We start from the raw sequence: 23,882 nt of genomic DNA, 5'->3' as shown, positions 1-23,882 counted from the left end.
TTAACTTCGTACCCGTCCATTGCTTCAGACGCCGACCGAGAGGCACCGTCGTGTCCCGTCCGATCCAGCGCCGCACCTTCCTGACCGCCGCCGCCCTGACCGTCGCGGCGACCGCGGTCACCGCACCGCCCGCGGCCGGCGCCGCGACCCGCACCGCCCCGGCCCGCGTCACCACCGCGTTCGAGCTTCCGGGCGACCGCGTGTACCCCGAGGGCATCGCCGCGGACCCGCGGACGGGTGACCTCTACGTGGGCTCGTACGCCACGGGAGCCGTCTACCGGGCGACACCCGGCCGCCGTAGCGCCGAGGTCTTCCTGCCCGGAGGCACGGACGGCCGCACCACCGCCAACGGGCTGAAGGCCGACCGCGCGGGACGCCTCTGGGTGACCGACTCGACGTCCGGCGTGGACGTCTACGACCTGCGCACCCGCGCCCTGCTGGCCCGCTTCGACGTGCCCGGCGACGCCCCCCGCTTCGTCAACGACCTGGCGATCACGCCGGACGGCAGCGCGTACCTGACGGACAGCGTGCGCGAGGTCATCTACCGCGTGACGCCGGCCGAGCTGGCCCGAACGGCCGCGCACGGCGGCCGGTCGGCGCTGACCACCGCGTACGACCTCAGCGGTGTCCTCGCCCCGCATCCGCCCGGCACCTTCACCCTGAACGGCGTCGTCGCCACCGGCCACTACCTGCTCACGGTCGACATGACCGCGGGCGCCCTCCACCGCGTGGACCTCGCCACCGGCGCCATACGTCCCGTCACGCTGTCCGGCGGCGACCTGGTGAACGGCGACGGACTGGAACTGGTCCGCGGCACCCTGTGGGCCGCCCACAACGCGACCGACACGATCACCCGCTGGCGGCTCTCGCACGACGGCACCGCGGCCCGCCTGGAACGCAGGGTCACCGACAGCGCCCTCTGCATCCCGACCACCCTCGTGCGGCACGGCGGGCGCACGCTCGTCGTCCGGTCGCAGTTCGACAAGGGCGGACCGATGGGGCCGGGGACGCCCCGGACCCCGTTCACGGTGGCCCGGGTGCACGGCATCTGACGCCGTCTCGACCGCCGGCGCGTCAGGTGCGGGCGGCGGCCAGCCGCTGCTGCTCCTCCTCCACAAGACGGCGGGCGAGCCGGCCGTCCGACACGTCGACCGCGTCCGGGGTCGCCTCCGCCACATCGCTGCGGCGCGCGTAGGCGTCGAACAACCGGTCCTTGTTCTTCAGGATCTCCAGCAGCCGCTCGTCCACGCTGTCCGCGGCGAGGAGGCGGTGCACCTGGACCGTGCGGACCTGGCCCATGCGGTGGGCGCGGGCCACGGCCTGGTGCTCCAGGGTCGGCTTGACCTGCGGTTCGCAGAGGATCACCACGGACGCCGCCTGGAGGTTGAGGCCGACGCCGCCCGCCTCGATCTGGCAGAGCAGCACAGCGTGCCCGTCGGCCGCCGCGAACGCGTCGACCAGAAGCTGGCGGCGGGCGGCGGGCACCGAACCGGAGATCGGGCCGAACACGCGCTCGCCGAGGGCCTCGTGGACGGTGCCGAGCACGTCCCGGAAGTACGAGAACACGACCACCTTCAGTCCGTTCTCCGCCGCCTCCGTCACCAGCTCGCGCAGCCGCTGGAGCTTGGCGGACTGCTCCGCGTCGGCGTACGCGGCCCGGCGCATCGCCATGAAGTTCCCGGCCTCGACCGCCCTGCGGTAGGCGTCCTTGTCCGCCGCGCCGAACTCCTCCCACTCGTCGACCTCGACGAGCGCGGGCAGCTCGGTGAGGACGTCCTGCTGGTTGCGGCGGAGGTAGGCGGGGGCGACCGACCTGCGGAACGCGTGCGGGCCCGCGACCGCGTCGCTGCCGTGGATCCCGGGCACCAGCTCGGGACGGAGGTGGCGCACGAGGCTGCGGAACTCCCCGACCCGGTTCTCCATCGGCGTGCCCGTCAGGAACAGGACCCGGTCGCAGTGCGCGGTCCAGACGGCGACGGCTCTGGCCCGGCGGGTTTCCGGATTCTTCACGTAGTGCGCCTCGTCGACGACGAGCAGGCCGGGGCGGGCGCCGGGTACGGGGGCCGCGGGCGCCGCGTCGGAGGCCGTAACCTGCCGCACCGCGCCGGGTGCCGCGACCGCCCGCGTCGCCCCGGGTGCCGTGGCCGGCCGCGTGCCACCGGTCGCCGTGGCCCGTGCCGTGTCGGGTTTCGTGGTGCGCCGCGCTCTGCCGGGAGCCGGGACCCGCCGCGGTCCGCCGGGGGCCGGGACCGGGGTCTTCGCCGCGGCGTCCGGCCGGGGCAGGGTGTACAGGACGTCGAAGGTGGTGACCGCGACGCCGCCGCGCTCGCACCACTCGGCGTACGCGTCCTGCCGGTCGGGACCGTGCACCGGCAGGGCCCGCAGAGTGCTGCGGGACCGGATCTCGCGCGTCCAATTGATCAGTACGCTCGCCGGGCACACCACCAGGAAGTGGCTGTGCCCCTCCGTCGCGAGGTGGGCCAGCGCGGCGATGGCCTGCACCGTCTTGCCGAGCCCCATCTCGTCACCGAGCACGACCCGGCGCTGGGCCAGGGCGAAACGGGCACCGAAGGACTGGTAGCCGCGCAGCGACACCCGGAGGTGGGTGTCGTCGAGCGCCTGCGCGTGCACCCGTTCGGCGACCTCCGACGGCAGGAAACCCTCGGCGGCCGCGACGTCGGGTGCCTGGTCCGACACCTCGGCGAGCTGGCTGTAGTAGTCGGCGGAGCGCAGCTCGAAGTCGACCCACGCCTCGATGTCGGAGGCCGGTTCGCGCAGCAGGTCCGCGGAGGCCTGGGCGAGCAGCAGCCGCAGGCCGCGTGCCCTCGCGTCGGCCGTCAGCTCGCGCAGCTCGGTCATCGCCGCGGTCGCGCTCTCGCGCCCGTGGCGTCCGGCGAGCGCCATGCGCAGCCGCCCGGCGGCCGGGCGGGCCGCGGGCAGCAGTGCGCCGAGCCGCTCCTCCAGCCGCCCGGCGGCGTCCACGGCGCGCCGCAGCTCCGGGCCGGCGTCGACGAGCCTGCGCAGCGCGACGACGAGGGCGGCGGTCCGCGGCTCGGGACGGTCCACGTCGATGCGCACGGAGACGGTCTCCTCGACCGCGCGGGCGATCTGGCGGGCGGCGGCGAGCGCCTGGTCGGCGGTCTGGGCGCCGACTCCGGGGATCTGCCGCAGTTCGTAGCGGCTCGCCTCGTGCACCGCCCGGACCGAGCCGAGGCCGGCCGCCTCGATCGCCGCGAGCCGCAGCCGGCCCTCGGTGACGTCCTTGAGCCGGGAGACGGGGATGGACTCCAGCTCCCCGGCGACGAGTTCGGCCCGGAGGGGCTCCAGCGCCGCCCGTACGGCGTCCCGTGCGCGGGTGTGGTCGGCGAGGACGGTGCGCGCGGCGTCGTACAGCCCCCCGCCCTCCGCGAGCAGGTCCCGGGCCCTGCGCCCCACGGGCGCTTCCTCCGGCCGCGGCCCCCCGGCCCGCTCCCGCGTACCGCTCGCGCCCGGCACCGCGGATGCCCCGCCCGCCGTCCCGCCGCCACCCGCCATGACGCCCCTCATGTGCTCGCCGCCCGCGCTGCCCGCCCGGATCCGCGCAGTCTTCCACGGGGGACTGACAGCGGGGACGACATCGGGGCCGGGGGCGGGTGGGGTGCGGTGCCGACAGCGGGGGGCCGGGGGCGGGTGCGGACGGTTCTCGTTTCGGCCGTCGTCGACCTCGTGGCCCGGACCTCGCTGACTCGCTACGGTTGAGCCATGACCGCACTGCCCGACTGGATGCGCCCGCCTCGCGCGGAAGGCTGGTTCGCGGAGGACCTGGACCGCCTCCCGGAAGCACCGCGCCACACCGAGCTGATCGACGGAGCCCTCGTATTCATGATGTCCCCGCAGCGGTGGTGGCACGGGCATCTCGTCACGATGCTCACCGTGGCTCTCATGGAGCAGGCGCCGGCCGACGTGAGGGTCGGACGGGAGATGACCATCAAACTCGATCAGCGCAATCGGCCCGAGCCGGACCTGCTGGTGACGACGGCCGACTTCGACGGTGACCGCACCTGGTTCGCACCGGAAGAAGTACGACTCGCCGTCGAGGTGGTCTCCCCCGAGTCCGCACACCGGGACCGCACGGTAAAGCTCCACAAATACGCAGAGGCCGGCATCCCGCACTACTGGCGCGTCGAGGACGAGGACGGAGCACCCATCGTCCACGTCTACGAACTCGACGAGCCAACCGCCACCTATGTACCCGTTGGCATCTTCAGGGGCTCGCTCAACCGTCCCGTGCCCTTCGAGATCAACCTCGACCTGGAGAAACTCGCTCCACCCCGCCGCGGCTGAGTCAGCACCACGTCAGTACGGAAATGCGGTGGGGGCCGGACCTATCCAAGTCCGACCCCTCTGACCAGCATCCAAACTTGACGCATCCAGCACGAACGATCGAACGCCACCAACCCGCCGCGCGCGTTGTGTACACATAGGACACTCGGTACTCTTGGGCGCATGACGCAGCCACTGCCCGTAGAGTCCATCCGCGACGTGCGCGCTCACCTGGCAGAAGTCGTGGAGCGTGCAGACCGCGACGACGTGCCCACTGTGATCACACGCCGAGGCAAGGAAGTCGCTGCTGTGGTGTCCATCGAGATACTGCGCAAGTACCAGGAATGGGAAGAGCGCGAGATCAACCGGATCATCGACGAGCGCATGGCCAACCCGGTACCCGGCATCCCGATCGAGGACATCATGAGGGAGACGCTGGCGCGCAGTGAGTGAGTACCGGACCGTCTTCCGACCCGAGGCTCAGGCAGAGTTGCGCAAGATCCCCCGCGACATGGCGCTCCGCCTCCTGGCCAAGCTGACCGAGCTGGAAAGCGACCCACTCGGCTTCAACACCACCGCACTCGTGTCCCAGCCCGAACGCCGCCGCCTACGTGTGGGTGACTATCGCGTCGTCTACACGATCGACAATGGTGAGCTGGTGGTGTGGGTCGTGCACGTCGGGCATCGCTCCACCGTCTACGGCACCTGATCCCGCGCCAGGAACAGCTGCGATCGGTCAGAATCTGCTGGAGGTAGCGGCACCATCGTCCGGGTGGCCGCGCCAGATTGTCAGCGCCGGCTGCTTCCATGGGGCCATGAGCACTGTGCACTAGACCGCTGCCCCCCCTCCCCGACCCCACTCAACTCCGCGCCCATCTGCGCGCACTGGCCGTCCTGGACGCCACGATCGGGGACGATCCGCGGTTCTGCCGCTACACCTTCGACGCAACCTGGGGCCCCGGCACAGAGGCCGCCCTGATGGAGAACGGCTCTGGGGACGACTTCTCCGTCCTCTTCACCCCGGACCACCCCACCGTCCGCGGCCACCTCCTCGCCGCACTTCGGCTCCCCCAAGCCGGCGACCGGGAAGTCCTGGACCGCCCACTCACCGCCGCCGCCCGCACCGTCCCCGACGGATACCTCCGCACGTTCCAGACGAGGAGGCCTCCGGCTTCTAGCCGATGCTCGAGCACCTGTCCAGCACGGGGACGACGAAGGGGTCGGGCTCACCGAAGCCCGACCCCTCCTGACCTGCATGCTCGACGAACTACCCAGATGCAGTAACGAAACGACTACATACCAGACACTCACCGATCAGTAGTGATACCGGGCAGCGAGGATGACGAGCTCCTTGTCCGTCACCAGATAGACGAGGCGGTGCTCTTCGTCGATCCGTCGCGACCACGCCCCAGGCAGGTGATACTTCAGCGGCTCCGGCTTGCCGATACCGGTGAAGGGGTTACGCCTGACGTCCTCGATGAGCTTGTTGATCCGGGCGAGCATCTTGCGGTCGTTCTTGCGCCAGGACGTGTAGTCCTCCCAGCCCTGATCCTCGAAGACAAGCCTCACGCGGCACCCGCACCTGCGTCCGCCGACTCGGGATCGATCAACTCACGCTCTGACACGTTGAGGTGCGACAGGGCGTTCTCGTACGCCTTGAGCAGCCGCCGGGCGTTCGCCGGCGAGCGCAGCAGGTAGGAGCCCTCGCGCAGCGCCGCGTAGTCATCGGCCGAGACAAGCACGGCGTTGCCGTGCTTGGAGACGATCTCGATGGCCTCATGGTTCTCGTTGACCTTCTTGATCAACGGAAACAATCCCTTACGGGCTTCACTCGCAGTTATGGACATGACCCCGACCCTCCCATCAAGTGGTACCTCATAACGTACCACTCTTGGTGCTATCTGGGAGGGAAGGTCCAGGGGCCCACATCCGGAGAGATGGGCTGCTTCTGACCTTGGGCATTTGCCACGTCAGCGACGTGGTGTTACTTCATCCGCTCAGACGTTGAAGCGGAACTCCACCACGTCGCCGTCCTGCATCACGTAGTCCTTGCCCTCCATGCGTGCCTTGCCCTTGGCGCGGGCCTCGGCGACCGAGCCGGTCTCGACGAGGTCGTGGAAGGAGATGACCTCCGCCTTGATGAAGCCCTTCTGGAAGTCCGTGTGGATCACTCCCGCGGCCTCGGGCGCGGTGGCGCCCTTCTTGATGGTCCAGGCGCGGGATTCCTTCGGGCCGGCCGTCAGGTAGGTCTGCAGGCCGAGGGTGGCGAAGCCGACGCGGGCCAGGGTGGTGAGGCCCGGCTCCTCCGCGCCGACGGACTGGAGGAGCTCCATCGCGTCCTCCTCGTCGAGCTCGGCGAGGTCCTGCTCCAGCTTGGCGTTCAGGAAGATCGCCTCGGCGGGGGCGACCAGGGCGCGCTGCTCGGCCTTGAAGTCCTCGTCGACCAGCTCGTCCTCGTCCACGTTGAAGACGTAGAGGAAGGGCTTGGTGGTCAGCAGGTGCAGGTCGTGGAGGAGTTCCTCGTTGCCGGAGCCCTGGACGATGCCCGCCGAGAAGAGCGTGTCGCCCCGCTCCAGGATCTCCTTGGCCTCCTCGACCGCCTTGACCTTCGGCGCGACGTCCTTCTTGATGCGCGACTCCTTCTGGAGACGCGGCAGGACCTTCTCGATGGTCTGGAGGTCCGCGAGGATCAGCTCGGTGTTGATGGTCTCGATGTCGTCCTTGGGCGAGACCTTGCCGTCGACGTGGACGACGTTCTCGTCCTTGAAGGCGCGGATGACCTGGCAGATCGCGTCGGACTCACGGATGTTCGCGAGGAACTTGTTGCCCAGGCCCTCCCCCTCCGAAGCGCCCTTCACGATGCCCGCGATGTCGACGAAGTCGACGGTCGCCGGCAGGACGCGCTGCGAGGCGAAGATCTCGGCCAGTTTCGTCAGACGGGGGTCGGGGACACCGACCACGCCCACGTTCGGCTCGATCGTGGCGAACGGGTAGTTGGCCGCCAGCACGTCGTTCTTGGTCAGGGCGTTGAACAGGGTCGACTTGCCGACATTGGGCAGACCGACGATTCCGATCGTGAGCGACACGTTGCGACTTCCCGTACGTGAGGATGGGCGGCAGGGCCTACGTGGTGAGCGGGCCGATCCACCAGTCTACGGCGTGCGGGGCTTCGCACCGGCGACGTATCGAACGCATGGCCAAGGTCTGTCCGTCGGCGTGTCCCAGGAGCCATTCCACACATAAAACGACCTAAGTTGGTCCGGTGGAGCAACACAGGACGCGCCCCCCGCAGCCCAGAACCCGACGCGGCACGCCCCTGCCCCCGCAGACGGGGCGGGGCGGCATCGCCGCGGGCCGGCCCGGCCGGGCACCGTCCGCGGGGCGGGGTACCGCCGCCGTACCGCGCGGCGCTGCCGCCGCCCGGGGCGGAAACGGCGTGCAGCGGGGTGCCCCGGGCGCCCGCCGCCCCGCGTCCCCCGTGGTGCAGGCGGTACGGCGGATGCCGAACCCCCGGCTCACCGGGCTCGGCAGCGGGCTGTTCTGCGGCGCGCTGATGTTCGCGCTCGCCTGTCTCGACCAGTTGCTGTTCGGGGCGTCCCTGACGGTGTACGGCGTGCTGTTCCTGCCGGTGTGCGCGGTGACCGCCCTGTGGGTGCGGCGGGGTGACCTCGTCACCGCGCCGGTCGTCGTGCCGATCGCGTTCGCCTTCGGACTGCTGCCCGTCGCCGACGGGGGCGGGGGCTTCGGCGGGCATCTGATGGGGCTGGTCACCGCGCTCGCCACGCAGGCGGGCTGGCTGTACGGCGGGACGCTGGTCGCGGGGCTCATCGCGACCGTGCGCAAGGCACGCCTCATGACGCGGCGGGCCGCCCGGCGTCGCTCCGGGCCCCCGCGGGCGGCGATGGCCCCGCCCCGCCGCCGCCCGACCGCGTGACCGACGGGACCGCGTGACCGCGGGGACCACGTGACCGCATGACGCATGACCGCAGGGACCACGTGACCGACAGGACCGCGTGACCGCGGGGACCGCCCTGCGGTCCCCGCATCCGTCGAACCCCGGCTCGGTCATCGAGTGATCTCAGCTCCTCGGCCGGGCGGCCTCGGTGGGCCGGCACAGCACCCACGTGCCGCCCGGGCGGCGCCGACCGCGCCGCCCGGGCCCAGGGCACCCCCCGGCGGGGCCCTACGCGTGCTCGGCCGCCCGCATCGCCGCGCCGACGATGCCCGCGTTGTTCTGCAGGGCCGCCGGGAGCATCTCCGCCTTGATGCCCTCGATCAGCGGCAGGAACTTCTGGGCCTTGCGGCTGACGCCGCCGCCGATGATGAACAGGTCGGGCGAGAACAGCATCTCGACGTGCGCCAGGTACTTCTGGACGCGGGACGCCCAGTGCTCCCAGCTGAGGTCGTGGTCCTCCTTGGCCTTGGTGGAGGCGCGCTTCTCGGCGTCGTGGCCGTGCAGCTCCAGGTGACCGAGCTCCGTGTTCGGCACGAGGGCGCCGTCGATGAACAGGGCGCTGCCGATGCCCGTGCCGAAGGTGAGCATGATGACCGTGCCCCGGCGGTCGCGGCCCTGGCCGAAACGCATCTCGGCGACTCCCGCGGCATCCGCGTCGTTCAGCACGGTCACCGGGAGGCCGCCCAGCCGGTCGCCGAGCAGGGCACGGGCGTCCGTGTCGATCCAGCGCTTGTCCACATTGGCGGCCGTACGGATCGTGGAGCCGCCGGTGACCACCCCCGGGAAGGTGATGCCGACGGGGCCGGTCCAGCCGAAGTGGTCCACGACCTCCTTCACGCCGTCCGCCACCGCGTCGGGCGTGGCCGGGTGCGGGGTCAGCACCTTGTGACGCTCCTGGGTCAGCTCACCCTTGTCGAGGTCCACCGGGGCACCCTTGATCCCCGACCCGCCGATGTCCACACCGAAGATCTGCATGGCTCTACGTTACGTCGTACGACTGACAGTCACTCCGCGCCCCCGTGATCCACCGGGAACCTTCACGGGCGTGCGGTGCGCTCCGCGACCAGGGCCGCCGCCTCCGCGCGCAGGTCGCGTCGCAGCTCCTTCGGCAGCGAGAAGGTGATGGACTCCTCGGCGGCCTTGACGAGCTCGACGTCCTCGAAGCCGTGGCCGGCGAGCCGCTCCAGGACCTGCTCGACCAGCACCTCGGGGACGGAGGCACCCGAGGTGACGCCGACGGTCGTGACGCCGTCCAGCCAGGCGTCGTCGATCTCGTCGGCGAAGTCCACCAGGTACGCCTCGCGCGAGCCCGCGAGCTTGGCGACCTCGACGAGCCGCTTGGAGTTGGAGGAGTTGCGGGAGCCGACCACGATGACCAGCTCGGCCTCGGCGCCCATCTGCTTCACGGCGAGCTGACGGTTCTGCGTGGCGTAGCAGATGTCGTCGCTGGGCGGGGAGATGAGCTGCGGGAACTTCTCCTTCAGCGCGTCGACGGTCTCCATGGTCTCGTCGACCGAGAGCGTGGTCTGGGAGAGCCAGACGACCTTGGAGGGGTCGCGGACCTCGACCTTGGCGACGTCCTCGGGGCCGTCGACGAGGGTGATGTGGTCGGGCGCCTCGCCGGAGGTGCCGATGACCTCCTCGTGCCCCTCGTGTCCGATCAGCAGGATGTCGAAGTCCTCACCGGCGAACCGGACAGCTTCCTTGTGGACCTTGGTGACCAGCGGGCAGGTCGCGTCGATGGTGGCGAGCTTGCCCCGCGCCGCCTCGTCGTGGACGGCCGGGGCGACGCCGTGCGCAGAGAACATCACGATGGACCCCTCGGGGACCTCCGCCGTCTGCTCGACGAAGATGGCGCCCTTCTTCTCCAGGGTCTGCACCACGTACTTGTTGTGCACGATCTCGTGCCGGACGTAGATGGGGGCCCCGTACTGCTCCAGGGCTTTCTCGACGGCGATCACGGCGCGGTCCACGCCCGCGCAGTAGCCACGGGGGGCGGCGAGCAGGACACGGCGGCCAGACGAAGCGGTCATGCAGACCATCGTAAGGCCGCGCTCGGCAGGTCGAAGATCGCCTCCTTGGGGAGACTGGGGTCGAACGGGGAGGGGCGGGCCGGCAGCGACGCTCGGGAGGCACGGATGTCCGACACGCAGACCAAGGCCGGCGCGGCTGGTGACGCCGGTGGGGAAGGCGCGCTGCGGCGCAGTCTGGGCTTTCGGGACCTGGTGGTCTACGGGCTGCTGTTCATCGCCCCGATGGCGCCCGTGGGCATCTTCGGCACCCTGGACGCGAGGTCGCACGGCGCGGTCGGACTGGTGTACGTCGTCGCCACGGTCGCGATGGCGTTCACCGCGTTCAGCTACGCCCAGATGGTGCGGGTGGTCCCGCAGGCGGGTTCGGTGTTCGCCTACGCGCGCGCGGGGCTCGGCAGCGGGGCGGGGTTCATCGCCGGGTGGATGGCGATGCTGGACTATCTGCTGATCCCGGCGGTCGCCTACCTGTTCTCCGGGATCGCGATGAACGCGCTGGTCCCGGACGTCTCCCGGTGGGTGTGGACCGCGCTCGCCGTCGTCCTCACGACGCTGCTGAACCTGTGGGGCGTCCGGATCGCGGCCCGGGTGGGTTTCCTGGTGCTCGCGATGGAGATCGTGGTCCTGCTCGTCTTCGTCGTCTCCGCGGTCGTCGTCCTCGCGCGCGAGGGGGCCGAGCGCGGCTGGCTGTCCCCGCTGTCCGGCGACGGCTCGCAGGGGGCGTTCGCGCTGTCGGCGGTCATCGGCGCCGTCTCGGTCGCGGTCCTGTCGTATCTGGGGTTCGACGCGATCGCCTCCTTCGCCGAGGAGGTCACGGGCGGTTCGCACAAGGTGGCCAGGGCGGTGCTGTTCTGTCTGGCGCTGGCCGGTGTGCTCTTCGTGGCGCAGACGTATCTGGTGGCGCTCCTGGAGCCGGTGTCGTCCGCCGGGCTTGCCGCCGACCCGGCCGCGCAGGGGTCGGCCTTCTACGACGCGGTGGATTCCTCCGTCGGCGCCTGGCTGCACAACCTGGTTGCCGTGAGCAAGGCGATCGGGGCGGCGTTCGCGGCGCTCGCCGGGCAGGCGGCGGCCGGGCGGCTGCTGTTCGCGATGTCCCGGGACCGGCGGCTGCCGCGGGCGCTGTCGAGGACGGACGCCGGGGTGCCGCGGGCGGCGCTGCTGTGTGCGGCCGTCATCACGCTGGTCGCCGCGGTGTGGGCGGCGCGGCGCGACGACGGTCTCGACCATCTGGTGTCGGTGGTCGACATCGGCGCGCTGACCGCCTTCACGCTGCTGCACGCGAGCGTGGTGGGCTGGTTCGCCCTGCGCGGCAGCGGCCCGGTCATCTGGTGGCGGCACGTCCTGATGCCGGCTGTCGGCGCCGCGATCACCGTGGCGGTGATCGTGGAGGCGTCGCGGACGGCGCAGGTGGTGGGTGCGGTCTGGCTGGCGGTCGGGCTGGGGGTGCTGCTGGTCCAGCGGGGCCGGTCCAGCCCCGCCGGCCGGTCCAGCCCGTCCGGCGGCTGAGGGGGCCCGCACACGTCCGCCGTCGGGGGCGGACCCGGCCACGGGCCCGCGCGGGCCGGATTGTCGGAACCGGCCGATACGCTCGGCGCATGGCTCTGAACACGTCCGCGGACGCACCGCTGCCCGTCGGTGAGGTGTCCCGGCTCATCGGGGGGTGGATCGACCGGCTCGGCGCGGTGTGGGTCGAGGGGCAGATCACCCAGCTGTCGCGGCGCCCCGGTGCGGGCGTCGTCTTCCTGACGCTGCGCGACCCGTCGCACGACATCTCGGTGGGCGTCACCTGCTACCGACAGGTGTTCGACTCGGTGGCCGACGTGGTGAGCGAGGGCGCGCGCGTGGTCGTCCTCGCCAAGCCCGAGTGGTACGCGCCGCGGGGCCAGCTGTCGCTGCGGGCCGCGGAGATCAGGCCGGTGGGCGTCGGCGAGCTGCTCGCCCGGCTGGAGCAGCTGAAGAAGTCCCTGGCCGCCGAGGGGCTGTTCGCGGCCGGACGCAAGAAGGCCCTGCCGTTCCTGCCGCAGCTGATCGGGCTCGTCTGCGGGCGGGCCTCGGCGGCCGAGCGGGACGTGCTGGAGAACGCGCGGCACCGCTGGCCGGCCGTCCGTTTCGAGGTGCGCAACGTCCCCGTGCAGGGGGTGCACGCGGTGCCCCAGGTCGTCCAGGCCGTGAAGGAGCTGGACGCCCGCGACGAGGTGGACGTGATCATCGTGGCGCGCGGCGGCGGCAGCGTGGAGGACCTGCTGCCCTTCTCGGACGAGCAGCTCGTACGGACCGTGGCGTCCTGCCGTACGCCGGTCGTGTCCGCGATCGGGCACGAGCCCGACACTCCGCTCCTCGACTACGTGGCCGACCTGCGCGCGTCCACCCCGACCGACGCCGCGAAGAAGGTGGTCCCGGACGTCGGCGAGGAGTACGAGCGGGTGCGGTTCCTGCGCGACCGGGCGCGGCGGGCCGTCCAGTCCTTCGTCGACCGCGAGGAGCGCGGCCTCGCGCACGCGCTGGCCCGGCCCTCGATAGAGGACCCGCACCGGATGATCGACGAGCGGGCGGACCAGGTCGCCTCGCTGCTCGACCGCGGCCGGCGCTGTATCGGGCACCAGCTCGACCGCGCGGACTCCGAGCTGGCCCACACGCACGCGCGTGTGGTGGCCCTCTCCCCCGCCGCCACCCTCAAGCGGGGATACGCGGTGCTGCAGAAGTCAGACGGTCACGTGGTCCGCGCGCCGGACGAGGTCACGGCGGACGAGCCGCTGCGGGCGCGGGTGGCCGAGGGTGAATTCACGGTACGAGTCGATGCATAGGGTGGACGCATGACCAGCAAGGTGGACGAGGCTCTCGGGTACGAGCAGGCGCGGGACGAACTGATCGAGGTCGTCCGGCGCCTGGAGGCGGGCGGCACGACCCTGGAGGAGTCCCTGGCGCTCTGGGAGCGGGGCGAGGAGCTGGCGAAGGTGTGCCGGCGCTGGCTGGACGGGGCGCGGGCGCGCCTGGACGCCGCCCTCGCGGAGGAGAGCGACGGAAAGGGCGGGGCGGACGGGGAGTAGTCCCGGCACCGCCTGGGGAAGCGGCCTCAGGGAGCGGCCCCCGCACAGGAGAGTGGCCCCGGCATCACCTCGCTGATGTGAAGCGGATCACGACGGCACCGTTTTTGTTGAACTTTGAACTTCTCGGTCGTACTGTCGTTCTCGCAAGCCGGTCCACCGGATCGGACGCACGTCTCGAGAAGGTTCTCCCCATGTCTCTCGTCCTTGACCCCGCCGCCCAGGACCTGCTGTTCCGCGAGGCCCGCACCGCGAACACGTTCACCGACGAGCCGGTGACCGACGAGCAGGTGCAGGCGATCTACGACCTGGTCAAGTACGGCCCGACCGCCTTCAACCAGTCGCCGCTGCGCATCACCCTGGTCCGCTCCGCCGAGGCCCGCGAGCGCCTGGTCCCGCTCATGGCCGAGGGCAACCGGCCGAAGACGGCCTCCGCCCCGCTGGTCGCGATCCTCGCCGCGGACAACGAGTTCCACGAGGAGCTGCCGCAGCTCTTCCCGCACTTCCCGCAGGCCAAGGACGCGTTCTTCTCCGAGCGCCCGGCCCGTGAGGGCGCCGCCGCGCTGAACGCCGCCCTCCAGGCCGCGTACTTCATCATCGGCGTCCGCGCCGCCGGGCTCGCCGCGGGCCCGATGACCGGCTTCGACTTCGCCGGTGTCCAGAAGGAGTTCCTGGACGGCGACCACACCCCGCTGATGATCGTCAACATCGGCAAGCCGGGCGAGGACGCCTGGTTCCCCCGCTCCCCGCGCCTGGCGCCGGACGAGGTCATCACGACCGTCTGATCCCCGCGCCGGCAGCGAGAAGGGCCCCCGGCAGCACGCCGCGGGCCCTTCTCGTGCTCTCGGAGGCGCTACGAGGTCCGCAGGGCCCCGGCCATCTCGGCGAGCCGGCCGAACGACGCCGTGCCGGTCACCACCGTCGTGGCGCCCCTCTCCTTCAGCACGAGCGCGTCGTACTTGGCGCCCTCGTAGCGCTGCCACGTCCGGTCGCCGATGCGCTGGGTCTTCGAGGTGTCCCGGGCGTCCTGACTGGCGTCGGCGATGAAGACGGCCGGCCTCCGCGTGGACTGCTCCACCGCCACGTACTCGCCGTCCGGGGCGCGGTAGCCCAGGTGCCAGGCGTCGAAGCTGTCGCCCCGGAAACGCACGGACGTCGCCTTCCAGTCCGCCGCCAGGCCCTCCGGAGCCGCCACCGGGTAGCTCGCGGCGCGGCGGGCCGTGCTCAGCTCGACGGCGTAGTCGACGCGCTTGATGGGGGGCTCGGAGTCGTCGTGCGGGATGAAGATGTAGATGAAGCCCGCGACCAGCCCGATGAAGCCCAGGGACAGGATCATGTCCCGGACCGTCTGCTTGCCTTTCATACCTGCCACGCCCCCTATCGTCGCAGGTGCAGTGGTTTGCTCATCCGTGGGGGCCCCTGCTCATTCTGTCCGCCTGACGATAGAGTCGGGGCACACCCTCATCCGGCCGTCGTCGTATCAGAAAGGTGCGCTCCGATGACCGAGCATCACTTGCCGTCCGAACTCGAGGTCCCGTCCGAGGCCCCCGACCGCAACCTGGCCCTGGAACTCGTCCGGGTCACCGAAGCAGCCGCGATGGCCGCGGGCCGCTGGGTCGGCCGCGGTGACAAGAACGGCGCCGACGGCGCCGCCGTACGGGCCATGCGGACCCTCGTCTCCACCGTCTCCATGAACGGCGTCGTCGTCATCGGCGAGGGGGAGAAGGACGAGGCCCCGATGCTCTTCAACGGGGAGCGCGTGGGCGACGGGACCGGCGCCGAGTGCGACATCGCCGTCGACCCGATCGACGGGACCACGCTGACCGCCAAGGGCATGACCAACGCGATCGCGGTGCTGGCCGCCGCCGACCGCGGCACCATGTTCGACCCGTCCGCCGTCTTCTACATGGACAAGCTGGTCACCGGCCCCGAGGCCGCCGACTTCGTCGACATCAACGCCCCCGTCTCCGTGAACATCCGCCGGGTCGCCAAGGCCAAGCGGGTCACGCCCGAGGACGTCACCGTCGTCATCCTGGACCGGCCGCGCCACGACGGGATCATCAAGGAGATCCGGGAGACCGGCGCCCGCATCAAGCTGATCTCCGACGGCGACGTCGCGGGCTCGATCCTGGCGCTGCGCGAGGGCACCGGCATCGACCTGCTGCTCGGCATCGGCGGCACGCCCGAGGGCATCATCTCGGCCTGCGCCGTCAAGTGCCTCGGCGGCACCATCCAGGGCAAGCTGTGGCCCAAGGACGACGAGGAGCGCGAGCGGGCCGTCGGCGCGGGCCACGACCTCGACCGCGTCCTCCTCACGGACGACCTGGTCTCCGGCGAGAACGTCTTCTTCGTCGCGACCGGCATCACGGACGGCGAGCTGCTGCGCGGGGTGCGCTACCGCTCGGAGACCGCCACGACCGAGTCGATCGTGATGCGCTCCAAGTCCGGGACGGTCCGCCAGATCACCTCGGAGCACCGGCTGAGCAAGCTGCGTGCGTACAGCGCGATCGACTTCGACCGCGCCAAGTAGCAGTCCGGGCCGGTGCCGGCGCCCGTCAGAGCGACGGCCCGGTGCGTGCGCGTAAGGGGCGCCCTCCGTGCGGGGAGGGCGCCCCTCGTGCGTCGCGCGATGCCGGTCAGCCGGCGGCGGCTATCGCCCCCGAGGCGCGGGCGGTCTTCTTCAGTTCGAGATCCCGGCGGCGGCGCCGGGCGAGCACCACGCGGCGCTCGGCGGCGGTGAGGCCGCCCCACACGCCGTAGGGCTCCGGTTGCAACAGCGCGTGCTCCCGGCACTCGACCATGACGGGACAGCGGGCGCAGACCCGCTTCGCCGCTTCCTCCCGGGACAGCCGGGCCGCGGTCGGTTCCTTGGAGGGTGCGAAGAACAGGCCCGCCTCATCACGCCGGCAGACGGCCTCCGTATGCCACGGGGCTTCCTGATCCCTGTCCCCCACTGGCGTCCGCTGGGCCGGAACGGCAGCTACCTGCAGGGACTGATGCGGCGGTTGCAGCACGGTCTACTCCTGACGACGGCTTCGCGAGCGTGCCGGGCGCCGCGGACCTTCCCACAGCGCCCTCGAGAGACGATGCAGCAAGGCCTACCCGCTGTACGCGCGCCTATGCACTGCGTTCCGAAGCGCGGAGTTTCTCCGCCGCGGACCGGCCGCGCCAGTGGGGCAATCGACTCCGGGCGCCCCCGAGTTCACGGGCGTCGATGCCCGTCACTGCCCCAGGTGCTTGCGCACACCGCGGTCGACCCGCCCCGCGACCCGGTCCGCCACCCGGTCGAGGATGTCGGCAACGACCTTGCCGCGCTTGGCTCTTGCCTCCACATTGCCGAGGACGGCCATCCCGTCGACGTAGATCACGGGGGCGTCCGGGTCCTCCGCGTCCAGCGTGGCCACTTCGAAGTTGCCGAGGACACCGCCGCCGCTGCCGCGCAGCGACACGTTCTCCGGGACGCGGACCTCCACGTTGCCGAAGACCGAGATGGCCTTGATCACGACCTGCTGGTACTCGAAGACCGCCTCGCTGAGGTCGATCTCGACGCTGCCGAAGATCGCGTACGCGTGCATGCGGCGGCCCGCCCGCCAGCGGCCCTTGCGGACGGCCGTGCTGAAGACCGCCACCACGTTCTCGTCGGCGTCGACGGGGATGGCGCCCTCGGTGGGGCGGTTCGGTGCGGGCGCCCAGGCCGGGGCCGCGCGGCGCCGGTGGGCGGCGGGCAGGTCCCGCACGAACACGTCGAGCTCCCCCACCGTCCTGGCGCTCAGCACCCCCTCGACCCGCTCGGCGTGCTCGTCGGGGGTGAGGCGGCCCTCGGCCAGGGCGTCGCGCAGGATGTCCGTGATCCCGTCGCGGTCGGCATCGGAGCAACGCAGCTCGGCCGGTGTCACGGGCCGGGTGTCGGGCGCGCCGGCGGTCGGGGCGGGGCTCTTGTGAAGGTCCACGGCAGCAGCGTACCCAAACGCGATAGATCGCGACTACCCCTTGCGACGGCCTGTGGAAAAACTCCGGCGGCCCGCCCGTCCCGTCCGGCCGTCCGAACTGAGCCCTACCTCACAAGCCCGCCGCTTCCGCCAGGTTCTACGCTGGTGGACGCTGCCAACGGAGGCCAGCCGCTGTCTGTCGAGTGAGGAATGGGCGACATGCCTGAGTTCGCGTACACCGATCTGCTCCCCATGGGAGAGGACACCACCCCCTACCGGCTGGTGACCTCCGAGGGTGTCTCCACCTTCGAGGCCGACGGGCGGACCTTCCTCAAGGTGGAGCCGGAGGCGCTGCGCAAGCTGGCCGCGGAGGCCATCCACGACATCCAGCACTACCTGCGGCCCGCCCACCTGGCCCAGCTGCGCCGCATCATCGACGACCCGGAGGCGTCGGGCAACGACAAGTTCGTCGCGCTCGACCTGCTCAAGAACGCGAACATCGCCGCCGCGGGCGTGCTCCCGATGTGCCAGGACACCGGCACGGCGATCGTGATGGGCAAGCGCGGACAGAACGTGCTGACCGAGGGCGGCGACGAGGCCGCCCTCTCCCGCGGCATCTACGACGCGTACCTGAACCTCAACCTGCGGTACTCGCAGATGGCCCCGCTGACCATGTGGGACGAGAAGAACACCGGCTCCAACCTGCCGGCCCAGATCGAGCTGTACGCGACCGACGGCGGCGCCTACAAGTTCCTCTTCATGGCGAAGGGCGGCGGCTCGGCCAACAAGTCGTTCCTCTACCAGGAGACGAAGGCCGTCCTGAACGAGTCCTCCATGATGAAGTTCCTGGAGGAGAAGATCCGTTCGCTCGGCACGGCCGCCTGCCCGCCGTACCACCTGGCGATCGTCGTCGGCGGTACGAGCGCCGAGTACGCCCTCAAGACCGCCAAGTACGCCTCCGCGCACTACCTGGACGAGATTCCGGCCGAGGGCTCGCCGCTCGGCCACGGCTTCCGGGACAAGGAGCTGGAGGAGAAGGTCTTCGAGCTGACGCAGCGGATCGGGATCGGCGCGCAGTTCGGCGGCAAGTACTTCTGCCACGACGTGCGTGTGGTCCGCCTGCCCCGGCACGGCGCGTCCTGCCCCGTCGCGATCGCGGTGTCGTGTTCCGCCGACCGCCAGGCCGTCGCGAAGATCACCGCCGAGGGCGTCTTCCTCGAGCAGCTGGAGACGGACCCGGCGCGGTTCCTGCCGGACACCACCGACGAGCACCTGGACGAGGCGTCCGACGTGGTGCGGATCGACCTCAACCAGCCGATGGACGACATCCTCGCCGAGCTGACCAAGCACCCGGTGAAGACCCGGCTCTCGCTCTCCGGGCCGCTCGTGGTGGCGCGCGACATCGCGCACGCCAAGATCAAGGAGCGGCTGGACGCGGGCGAGGAGATGCCGCAGTACCTGAAGGACCACCCGGTGTACTACGCGGGCCCGGCGAAGACGCCCGAGGGTTACGCGTCCGGCTCGTTCGGCCCGACCACGGCCGGCCGGATGGACTCCTACGTCGAGCAGTTCCAGGCGGCGGGGGGTTCCAAGGTGATGCTCGCCAAGGGGAACCGGTCCCAGCAGGTGACCGACGCGTGCGGTGCGCACGGCGGCTTCTATCTCGGGTCGATCGGGGGGCCGGCGGCGCGGCTCGCGCAGGACTGCATCAAGAAGGTCGAGGTCGTCGAGTACGAGGAGCTCGGCATGGAGGCGGTCTGGAAGATCGAGGTCGAGGACTTCCCGGCGTTCGTGGTCGTCGACGACAAGGGCAACGACTTCTTCAAGGACCCCGCGCCGGCACCGACGTTCACGTCGATCCCCGTACGGGGGCCCGGGCTGGGCTAGGCCGTGTCCGACCCCTCCGGCGTTCGGGTGGACGGGGGCGGCGGGGGAACATCCCCCGCCCCTCCCACGCTGTACCCGGTATGAGTGACTACCGCATCGAGCACGACTCCATGGGAGAGGTCCGCGTCCCGGCGCACGCCAAGTGGCGGGCCCAGACGCAGCGGGCCGTGGAGAACTTCCCGATCTCCGGGCAGCATCTGGAGCGCGCCCACATCGAGGCCCTCGCCCGGATCAAGGCGGCCGCCGCGAAGGTGAACGCCGAACTGGGGGTGCTCGACAAGGACGTCGCCGAGGCCATCGGGGACGCCGCGGCCGAGGTGGCCGAGGGGCGCTGGGACGAGCACTTCCCCGTGGACGTCTTCCAGACGGGGTCCGGCACGTCGTCCAACATGAACACCAACGAGGTCATCGCCACGCTCGCCACCGAGCGGCTGGGCCGGGACGTGCACCCGAACGACCACGTGAACGCCTCGCAGTCGTCCAACGACGTCTTCCCCTCCAGCATCCACATCGCGGCGACCGCCGCCGTCACGCGCGACCTCGTCCCGGCCCTGGAGCATCTCGCCGCCTCCCTCGGGCGCAAGTCCGAGGAGTTCGCGGACGTCGTCAAGTCCGGGCGTACGCACCTGATGGACGCGACGCCGGTGACGCTGGGCCAGGAGTTCGGCGGTTACGCGGCGCAGGTGCGGTACGGGGTCGAGCGGCTGCGGTCCTCGCTGCCGCGGCTGGCCGAACTGCCCCTCGGCGGCACGGCCGTGGGCACGGGCATCAACACCCCGGCCGGGTTCGCCGCCGCGGTGATCGACGAGGTCGCGCGGACGACCGGGCTGCCGCTCACCGAGGCACGCGACCACTTCGAGGCGCAGGGCGCGCGGGACGGCATCGTCGAGACCAGCGGGCAGCTGCGGACCATCGCCGTCGGACTCACGAAGATCGCCAACGACCTGCGGTGGATGGCGTCCGGACCGCGGACCGGGCTCGCGGAGATCAACCTGCCCGACCTCCAGCCGGGTTCCTCGATCATGCCGGGGAAGGTGAATCCGGTCATCCCGGAGGCCGTGCTGATGGTCGCCGCCCAGGTGACGGGCAACGACGCCACCGTGGCCGCGGCGGGCGCCGCCGGGAACTTCGAGCTCAACGTGATGCTTCCGGTCATCGCCAAGAACGTGCTGGAGTCCGTCCGGCTGCTCGCCAACGTGGCGCGCCTGCTCGCCGACCGGACGGTCGACGGCATCACCGCGAACCGCGAACGCGCCCGTGAGTACGCCGAGTCGTCGCCCTCGGTCGTGACGCCGCTCAACAAGTACATCGGGTACGAGGAGGCGGCCAAGGTCGCCAAGAGGGCCCTGGCCGAGCAGAAGACGATCCGCCAGGTCGTCCTGGAGAACGGCTACGTGGAGCGCGGCGACCTCACGCGCGAGCAGCTCGACGAGGCGCTCGACGTGCTGCGGATGACGCATCCGTGACAGCCGGGCACCCGCGTGAACCGTGACGCACACCGCAGCGTCGTATGCCTGCGGCACCTAATATCTGTTCATGGCAGACGGCGGAGCGGTGAGACGAGCGGAAGCGGGCGGACCGACGGCACACTGGGCCCCCGGGACCCCGATCCTGTGGCGGTACCGGGAGAACGCCGGCGAGCGCTTCCACATCTGCCGCCCCGTCACCGTCGTCCAGGACGACGGTGAACTGCTCGCCGTGTGGATGGCTCCCGGCACGGAGTGTGTGAAGCCGGTGCTCGCCGACGGCACGCCGGTGCACTCCGAGCCGCTGGAGTCGCGTTACACCAAGCCGCGGGTGGTACGGCGCGGCCGCTGGTCGGGCACCGGCGTACTGAAGTTGGCGCGTCCGGGCGACGCCTGGTCGGTGTGGCTGTTCTGGGAGCCGGGCTGGCGGTTCAAGAACTGGTACGTGAACCTGGAGGAGCCGCTCGCGCGCTGGTCCGGCGGGGTCGACTCCCGCGACCACTTCCTGGACATCGCCGTCCACCCGGACCGCACCTGGCGCTGGCTCGACGAGGACGAGTTCGCACAGGCGCAGCGGGCCGGTCTGATGGATACTCAACTGGCGGAGCGGGTGAGAGAAGCGGGACGCTCCGCGGTGGAGGTGATCCGCGCGTGGGGCCCGCCGTTCTCGGACGGCTGGCAGCACTGGCGCCCGGACCCGGCATGGGGCGTACCCTCACTGCCGGACGACTGGGACCGTACGCCCGCGCACGTGTCCACGTGAGACCCTTGATGCGCCCCCGTGGTACAAACGTAGGATCGTCCTCCGCATCAAATTCGGTCAAGGCCGGTGCCCGGCACCGTCGTTGAGGGGTGGTGGCCGGTGACGGGAGGGCGGACAGGGGCAACTCCCGCGGCAGGCACCGGGCTTGGGCATACGTCACCGAGGGGCGGCAGGACGTGAGCGAGGAGTACGAGAGCCACACGGGTACGGCCTGCGGGCGACCGGACGGGCTGTCCGCGCCGATCGCCGGCCGGTCCGTTCCTCATGACGCGGAAATTCCGTTCCCGGGACACGTATTCCGGGTATCGGCACTTCTGCGGGACGAACTGCGCGCACGGCGCGCAGCCCCGGACGGATGGATTCGACACGCGTGACGGAGCACCCGACCTCGCACGAGCGCCACCGGCCCAGCGCCGGGCGGCCGCCCTCCCCCGCGGACCCCCGCGGGGCGCTCCTGCGTACCCCGGAGCAGCCGGGCACTGTCCCGGCCGTGGCTCCGTTCGACCGCGGCGACGCCCACGGCCCCTCGGCGTTACCGGCTCAGGCCCGCACCGGCGACGCCCCGAGCGGCCCGGGTGCGCCCGCGTCCGTGCCGTCAGGACCCGAGCACGCACAGCCCTCCGCCGCCGAGCAGGACCCGCACCGCCCCCGCCCCGCTCCGGAGAGCATTCCGGTCCAGCCGGGCGGCGAGCAGGAACGGACGCCCGTTGCCCCCGGCGGCAAGGACCGGCGTACCGGCCAGGGCCTGCCGCCGAGCGGTCCCATGCCGATGCGCCGCGACGGTGACCGGCTGCGCTTCGTGGGCGCCGCGACCCGGCGGATCGCCCGCGGCATAGACCTCGACGAGATCGTGATGGGCCTGTGCCGGGCGACCGTGCCGACCTTCTCCGACGCGATCCTGGTCTATCTGCGCGACCCGCTGCCCGTGGGCGACGAGCGGCCCACCGGGCCCGTCGTGCTGCGGCTGCGGCGCACCGACCGGATCCCCGAGGAGCGGGACACCGAGGGCGGCTTCATCGCCGCGCTCCAGCCCGAGCCGAGCGACCTGTCCACGACGACCGCGGAACTGTGCGAGGTGCGTCCCGGCGGCGCCCTCGCCGAGGTGCTGCGCGGGGTGCGTCCCGTCTTCGCGGACGCGCCCGCCGCCCGGGCCGCGCTGCCCGAACTGCTCGGCGAAGACGTCTGCGTGCCGGGCGGCCAGCGCGCCATCCTGGCGCCGCTGCGGGGCCGCCGCCGGGTGATCGGCGCGGCGCTGTTCCTGCGCCGCCCGGAGCGCATGGCGTTCGAGACCGACGACCTGCTGGTCGCGGCCCAGCTCGCCACACACAGCGCGCTCGGCATCGACAAGGCGGTGCTGTACGGCCGCGAGGCGTACATCGCCGACGAACTGCAGCGCACGATGCTGCCCGAGACCCTGCCCCGGCCCACGGGTGTGCGGCTGGCGTCCCGCTATCTGCCGGCCGCCGAGACGGCCCGGGTGGGCGGCGACTGGTACGACGCGATTCCCCTGCCGGGCAGCCGCGTCGCGCTCGTCGTCGGCGACGTCATGGGGCACTCGATGACGTCCGCGGCGATCATGGGCCAGCTGCGTACCACCGCGCAGACCCTCGCCGGGCTCGACCTGCCGCCCCAGGAGGTGCTGCACCACCTGGACGAGCAGGCCCAGCGGCTGGGCACCGACCGCATGGCGACCTGCCTGTACGCCGTCTACGACCCGGTCGCGCACCGGATCACCATCGCCAACGCGGGCCATCCGCCGCCGGTGCTGCTGCACCTGGGCGGCCGGGCCGAGGTGCTGCGGGTGCCGCCGGGCGCCCCGATCGGCGTGGGCGGGGTGGACTTCGAGGCGGTCGAGCTGGACGCGCCCGCCGGGGCCACGCTGTTCCTGTACACGGACGGCCTGGTGGAGTCCCGGCTGCGGGACGTGTGGACCGGGATAGAGCAGCTGCGCGAGCGCCTCGCCGCCACCGCCCAGCTGACCGGCCCCGACCATCCGCCGCCGCTGGAGGCCCTCTGCGACGAGGTGCTCGACATGCTCGGCCCGGGCGACCGGGACGACGACATCGCCCTGCTCGCCGCCCGGTTCGACGGCATCGCGCCGAGCGACGTGGCGTACTGGACGCTGGATCCGGAGGACTCGGCTCCCGGGCGCGCCCGGCGGCTCGCCCGCCGCGCGCTGTCCCGCTGGGGTCTCGAGGACATGAGCGACTCCGTGGAGCTGCTCGTCAGCGAGGTCGTGACCAACGCCGTCCGCTACGCCTCGCGGCCGGTGACCCTGCGGCTGCTGCGCACCGACGTGCTGCGCTGCGAGGTCGGCGACGACGTGCCGCAGCTGCCGCGGCTGCGCCAGGCGCGCGCCACGGACGAGGGCGGACGCGGCCTCTATCTGGTGAACCGGCTGGCCCGGCGGTGGGGCGCGACCAGGCTCAGCACCGGAAAGGTCGTCTGGTTCGAGCTGAACCGCAGCTGAACCCGAGGCCCGCCGGCACCGCGGGCACACGTACGA

23 protein-coding genes are annotated in these 23,882 nt (G+C 71.6%); 14 read left to right on the top strand and 9 right to left on the bottom strand.

Annotated elements, in window-relative coordinates:
- Nucleotides 1-50 precede the first annotated feature (50 nt).
- Entirely contained in the window at nt 51-1,052 is a 1,002-nt protein-coding gene (locus tag ACFYP4_RS18640) for a superoxide dismutase (RefSeq protein WP_358850274.1), read from the top strand.
- A gap of 22 nt (nt 1,053-1,074) precedes the next feature.
- Here the strand turns inward: ACFYP4_RS18640 and ACFYP4_RS18635 are convergent, their stop codons facing one another.
- On the bottom strand, nt 1,075-3,534 hold the full coding sequence (locus ACFYP4_RS18635; RefSeq protein WP_388786356.1) for a DEAD/DEAH box helicase: 2,460 nt from the start codon (nt 3,532-3,534) through the stop codon (nt 1,075-1,077).
- Nucleotides 3,535-3,741: 207 nt separating this feature from the next.
- Here ACFYP4_RS18635 and ACFYP4_RS18630 point away from each other — a divergent pair, with 207 nt between their 5' ends.
- The 3 genes from ACFYP4_RS18630 to ACFYP4_RS18620 all read left to right on the top strand — a co-directional run bounded on the left by ACFYP4_RS18630 (nt 3,742) and on the right by ACFYP4_RS18620 (nt 5,011).
- Nucleotides 3,742-4,323, top strand: coding sequence for a Uma2 family endonuclease (locus ACFYP4_RS18630; protein ID WP_388786354.1), 582 nt, complete (start codon nt 3,742-3,744; stop codon nt 4,321-4,323).
- Between the two features lie 162 nt (nt 4,324-4,485).
- The gene (locus tag ACFYP4_RS18625) at nt 4,486-4,755 is read left to right on the top strand and encodes a type II toxin-antitoxin system Phd/YefM family antitoxin (protein WP_358850277.1); all 270 of its coding nucleotides are present in this window, start codon (nt 4,486-4,488) and stop codon (nt 4,753-4,755) included.
- Nucleotides 4,748-5,011, top strand: a complete 264-nt coding sequence (locus ACFYP4_RS18620; RefSeq protein ID WP_358850278.1) for a type II toxin-antitoxin system RelE/ParE family toxin — start codon at nt 4,748-4,750, stop codon at nt 5,009-5,011. The genes ACFYP4_RS18625 and ACFYP4_RS18620 overlap by 8 nt, the downstream gene beginning before the upstream one ends.
- 605 nt (nt 5,012-5,616) lie before the next feature.
- Here the strand turns inward: ACFYP4_RS18620 and ACFYP4_RS18615 are convergent.
- From ACFYP4_RS18615 to ychF, 3 genes are all read right to left on the bottom strand, one after another.
- The gene (locus ACFYP4_RS18615) at nt 5,617-5,871 is read right to left on the bottom strand and encodes a Txe/YoeB family addiction module toxin (protein WP_358850279.1); all 255 of its coding nucleotides are present in this window, start codon (nt 5,869-5,871) and stop codon (nt 5,617-5,619) included.
- The gene (locus tag ACFYP4_RS18610) at nt 5,868-6,149 is read right to left on the bottom strand and encodes a type II toxin-antitoxin system Phd/YefM family antitoxin (RefSeq protein WP_388786351.1); all 282 of its coding nucleotides are present in this window, start codon (nt 6,147-6,149) and stop codon (nt 5,868-5,870) included. Before ACFYP4_RS18610 ends, ACFYP4_RS18615 begins: the two co-directional genes overlap by 4 nt.
- A 150-nt stretch (nt 6,150-6,299) precedes the next feature.
- Nucleotides 6,300-7,388, bottom strand: a complete 1,089-nt coding sequence (ychF, locus tag ACFYP4_RS18605) for a redox-regulated ATPase YchF (protein WP_358850281.1) — start codon at nt 7,386-7,388, stop codon at nt 6,300-6,302.
- A 176-nt stretch (nt 7,389-7,564) separates the two neighbouring features.
- On the opposite strand from ychF, the gene ACFYP4_RS18600 reads away from it, so the two are divergent.
- Entirely contained in the window at nt 7,565-8,236 is a 672-nt protein-coding gene (locus tag ACFYP4_RS18600) for a DUF6542 domain-containing protein (protein ID WP_358850282.1), read from the top strand.
- 249 nt (nt 8,237-8,485) lie between these two features.
- On the opposite strand, the gene ppgK is transcribed toward ACFYP4_RS18600, so the two are convergent.
- Nucleotides 8,486-9,232, bottom strand: coding sequence for a polyphosphate--glucose phosphotransferase (ppgK, locus tag ACFYP4_RS18595; protein ID WP_358850283.1), 747 nt, complete (start codon nt 9,230-9,232; stop codon nt 8,486-8,488).
- 62 nt (nt 9,233-9,294) lie between these two features.
- A complete protein-coding gene (locus ACFYP4_RS18590; RefSeq protein WP_358850284.1) occupies nt 9,295-10,299 on the bottom strand; it encodes a 4-hydroxy-3-methylbut-2-enyl diphosphate reductase in 1,005 nt (334 codons plus the stop codon).
- Between the two features lie 96 nt (nt 10,300-10,395).
- Here ACFYP4_RS18590 and ACFYP4_RS18585 point away from each other — a divergent pair, with 96 nt between their 5' ends.
- The 4 genes from ACFYP4_RS18585 to ACFYP4_RS18570 all read left to right on the top strand — a co-directional run bounded on the left by ACFYP4_RS18585 (nt 10,396) and on the right by ACFYP4_RS18570 (nt 14,116).
- A complete protein-coding gene (locus ACFYP4_RS18585) occupies nt 10,396-11,793 on the top strand; it encodes an APC family permease (RefSeq protein WP_388786348.1) in 1,398 nt (465 codons plus the stop codon).
- Nucleotides 11,794-11,882: 89 nt separating this feature from the next.
- Nucleotides 11,883-13,091, top strand: coding sequence for an exodeoxyribonuclease VII large subunit (xseA, locus tag ACFYP4_RS18580; protein WP_358850286.1), 1,209 nt, complete (start codon nt 11,883-11,885; stop codon nt 13,089-13,091).
- A gap of 9 nt (nt 13,092-13,100) precedes the next feature.
- Complete coding sequence (locus tag ACFYP4_RS18575) at nt 13,101-13,334, top strand: exodeoxyribonuclease VII small subunit (RefSeq protein ID WP_358850287.1); 234 nt, start codon at nt 13,101-13,103, stop codon at nt 13,332-13,334.
- Nucleotides 13,335-13,525: 191 nt separating this feature from the next.
- Entirely contained in the window at nt 13,526-14,116 is a 591-nt protein-coding gene (locus ACFYP4_RS18570) for a malonic semialdehyde reductase (RefSeq protein WP_358850288.1), read from the top strand.
- Between the two features lie 68 nt (nt 14,117-14,184).
- Here ACFYP4_RS18570 and ACFYP4_RS18565 read toward each other — a convergent pair whose 3' ends face one another.
- Nucleotides 14,185-14,703 carry a DUF4245 domain-containing protein gene (locus ACFYP4_RS18565; RefSeq protein ID WP_388786345.1) on the bottom strand — a complete coding sequence of 173 codons (519 nt, stop codon included), beginning with the start codon at nt 14,701-14,703 and terminating at the stop codon, nt 14,185-14,187.
- Nucleotides 14,704-14,829: 126 nt separating this feature from the next.
- Here ACFYP4_RS18565 and glpX point away from each other — a divergent pair, with 126 nt between their 5' ends.
- Nucleotides 14,830-15,861 carry a class II fructose-bisphosphatase gene (glpX, locus tag ACFYP4_RS18560; RefSeq protein ID WP_358850290.1) on the top strand — a complete coding sequence of 344 codons (1,032 nt, stop codon included), beginning with the start codon at nt 14,830-14,832 and terminating at the stop codon, nt 15,859-15,861.
- 106 nt (nt 15,862-15,967) lie between these two features.
- Here glpX and ACFYP4_RS18555 read toward each other — a convergent pair whose 3' ends face one another.
- Together ACFYP4_RS18555 and ACFYP4_RS18550 are read right to left on the bottom strand one after the other, a co-directional pair.
- Nucleotides 15,968-16,345 carry a WhiB family transcriptional regulator gene (locus ACFYP4_RS18555; RefSeq protein WP_358850291.1) on the bottom strand — a complete coding sequence of 126 codons (378 nt, stop codon included), beginning with the start codon at nt 16,343-16,345 and terminating at the stop codon, nt 15,968-15,970.
- Nucleotides 16,346-16,552: 207 nt separating this feature from the next.
- Nucleotides 16,553-17,281: a DUF1707 domain-containing protein gene (locus tag ACFYP4_RS18550; protein WP_388786342.1), complete on the bottom strand. Its 729-nt coding sequence runs from the start codon at nt 17,279-17,281 to the stop codon at nt 16,553-16,555.
- A 198-nt stretch (nt 17,282-17,479) separates the two neighbouring features.
- On the opposite strand from ACFYP4_RS18550, the gene ACFYP4_RS18545 reads away from it, so the two are divergent.
- The 4 genes from ACFYP4_RS18545 to ACFYP4_RS18530 all read left to right on the top strand — a co-directional run bounded on the left by ACFYP4_RS18545 (nt 17,480) and on the right by ACFYP4_RS18530 (nt 23,846).
- Complete coding sequence (locus ACFYP4_RS18545; RefSeq protein ID WP_358850292.1) at nt 17,480-19,147, top strand: fumarate hydratase; 1,668 nt, start codon at nt 17,480-17,482, stop codon at nt 19,145-19,147.
- A gap of 80 nt (nt 19,148-19,227) precedes the next feature.
- The gene (locus ACFYP4_RS18540) at nt 19,228-20,613 is read left to right on the top strand and encodes a class II fumarate hydratase (RefSeq protein WP_388786340.1); all 1,386 of its coding nucleotides are present in this window, start codon (nt 19,228-19,230) and stop codon (nt 20,611-20,613) included.
- A 70-nt stretch (nt 20,614-20,683) separates the two neighbouring features.
- Nucleotides 20,684-21,376, top strand: coding sequence for a DUF402 domain-containing protein (locus ACFYP4_RS18535; protein ID WP_358850294.1), 693 nt, complete (start codon nt 20,684-20,686; stop codon nt 21,374-21,376).
- A 370-nt stretch (nt 21,377-21,746) separates the two neighbouring features.
- A complete protein-coding gene (locus tag ACFYP4_RS18530; protein ID WP_388786338.1) occupies nt 21,747-23,846 on the top strand; it encodes a SpoIIE family protein phosphatase in 2,100 nt (699 codons plus the stop codon).
- The last annotated feature ends 36 nt before the right edge of the window (nt 23,847-23,882 follow it).

Origin of the sequence: Streptomyces sp. NPDC005551, assembly GCF_042871785.1 — a bacterium.
Taxonomy (GTDB): domain Bacteria; phylum Actinomycetota; class Actinomycetes; order Streptomycetales; family Streptomycetaceae; genus Streptomyces.
This window is presented reverse-complemented; position numbering and strand designations above follow the sequence as displayed.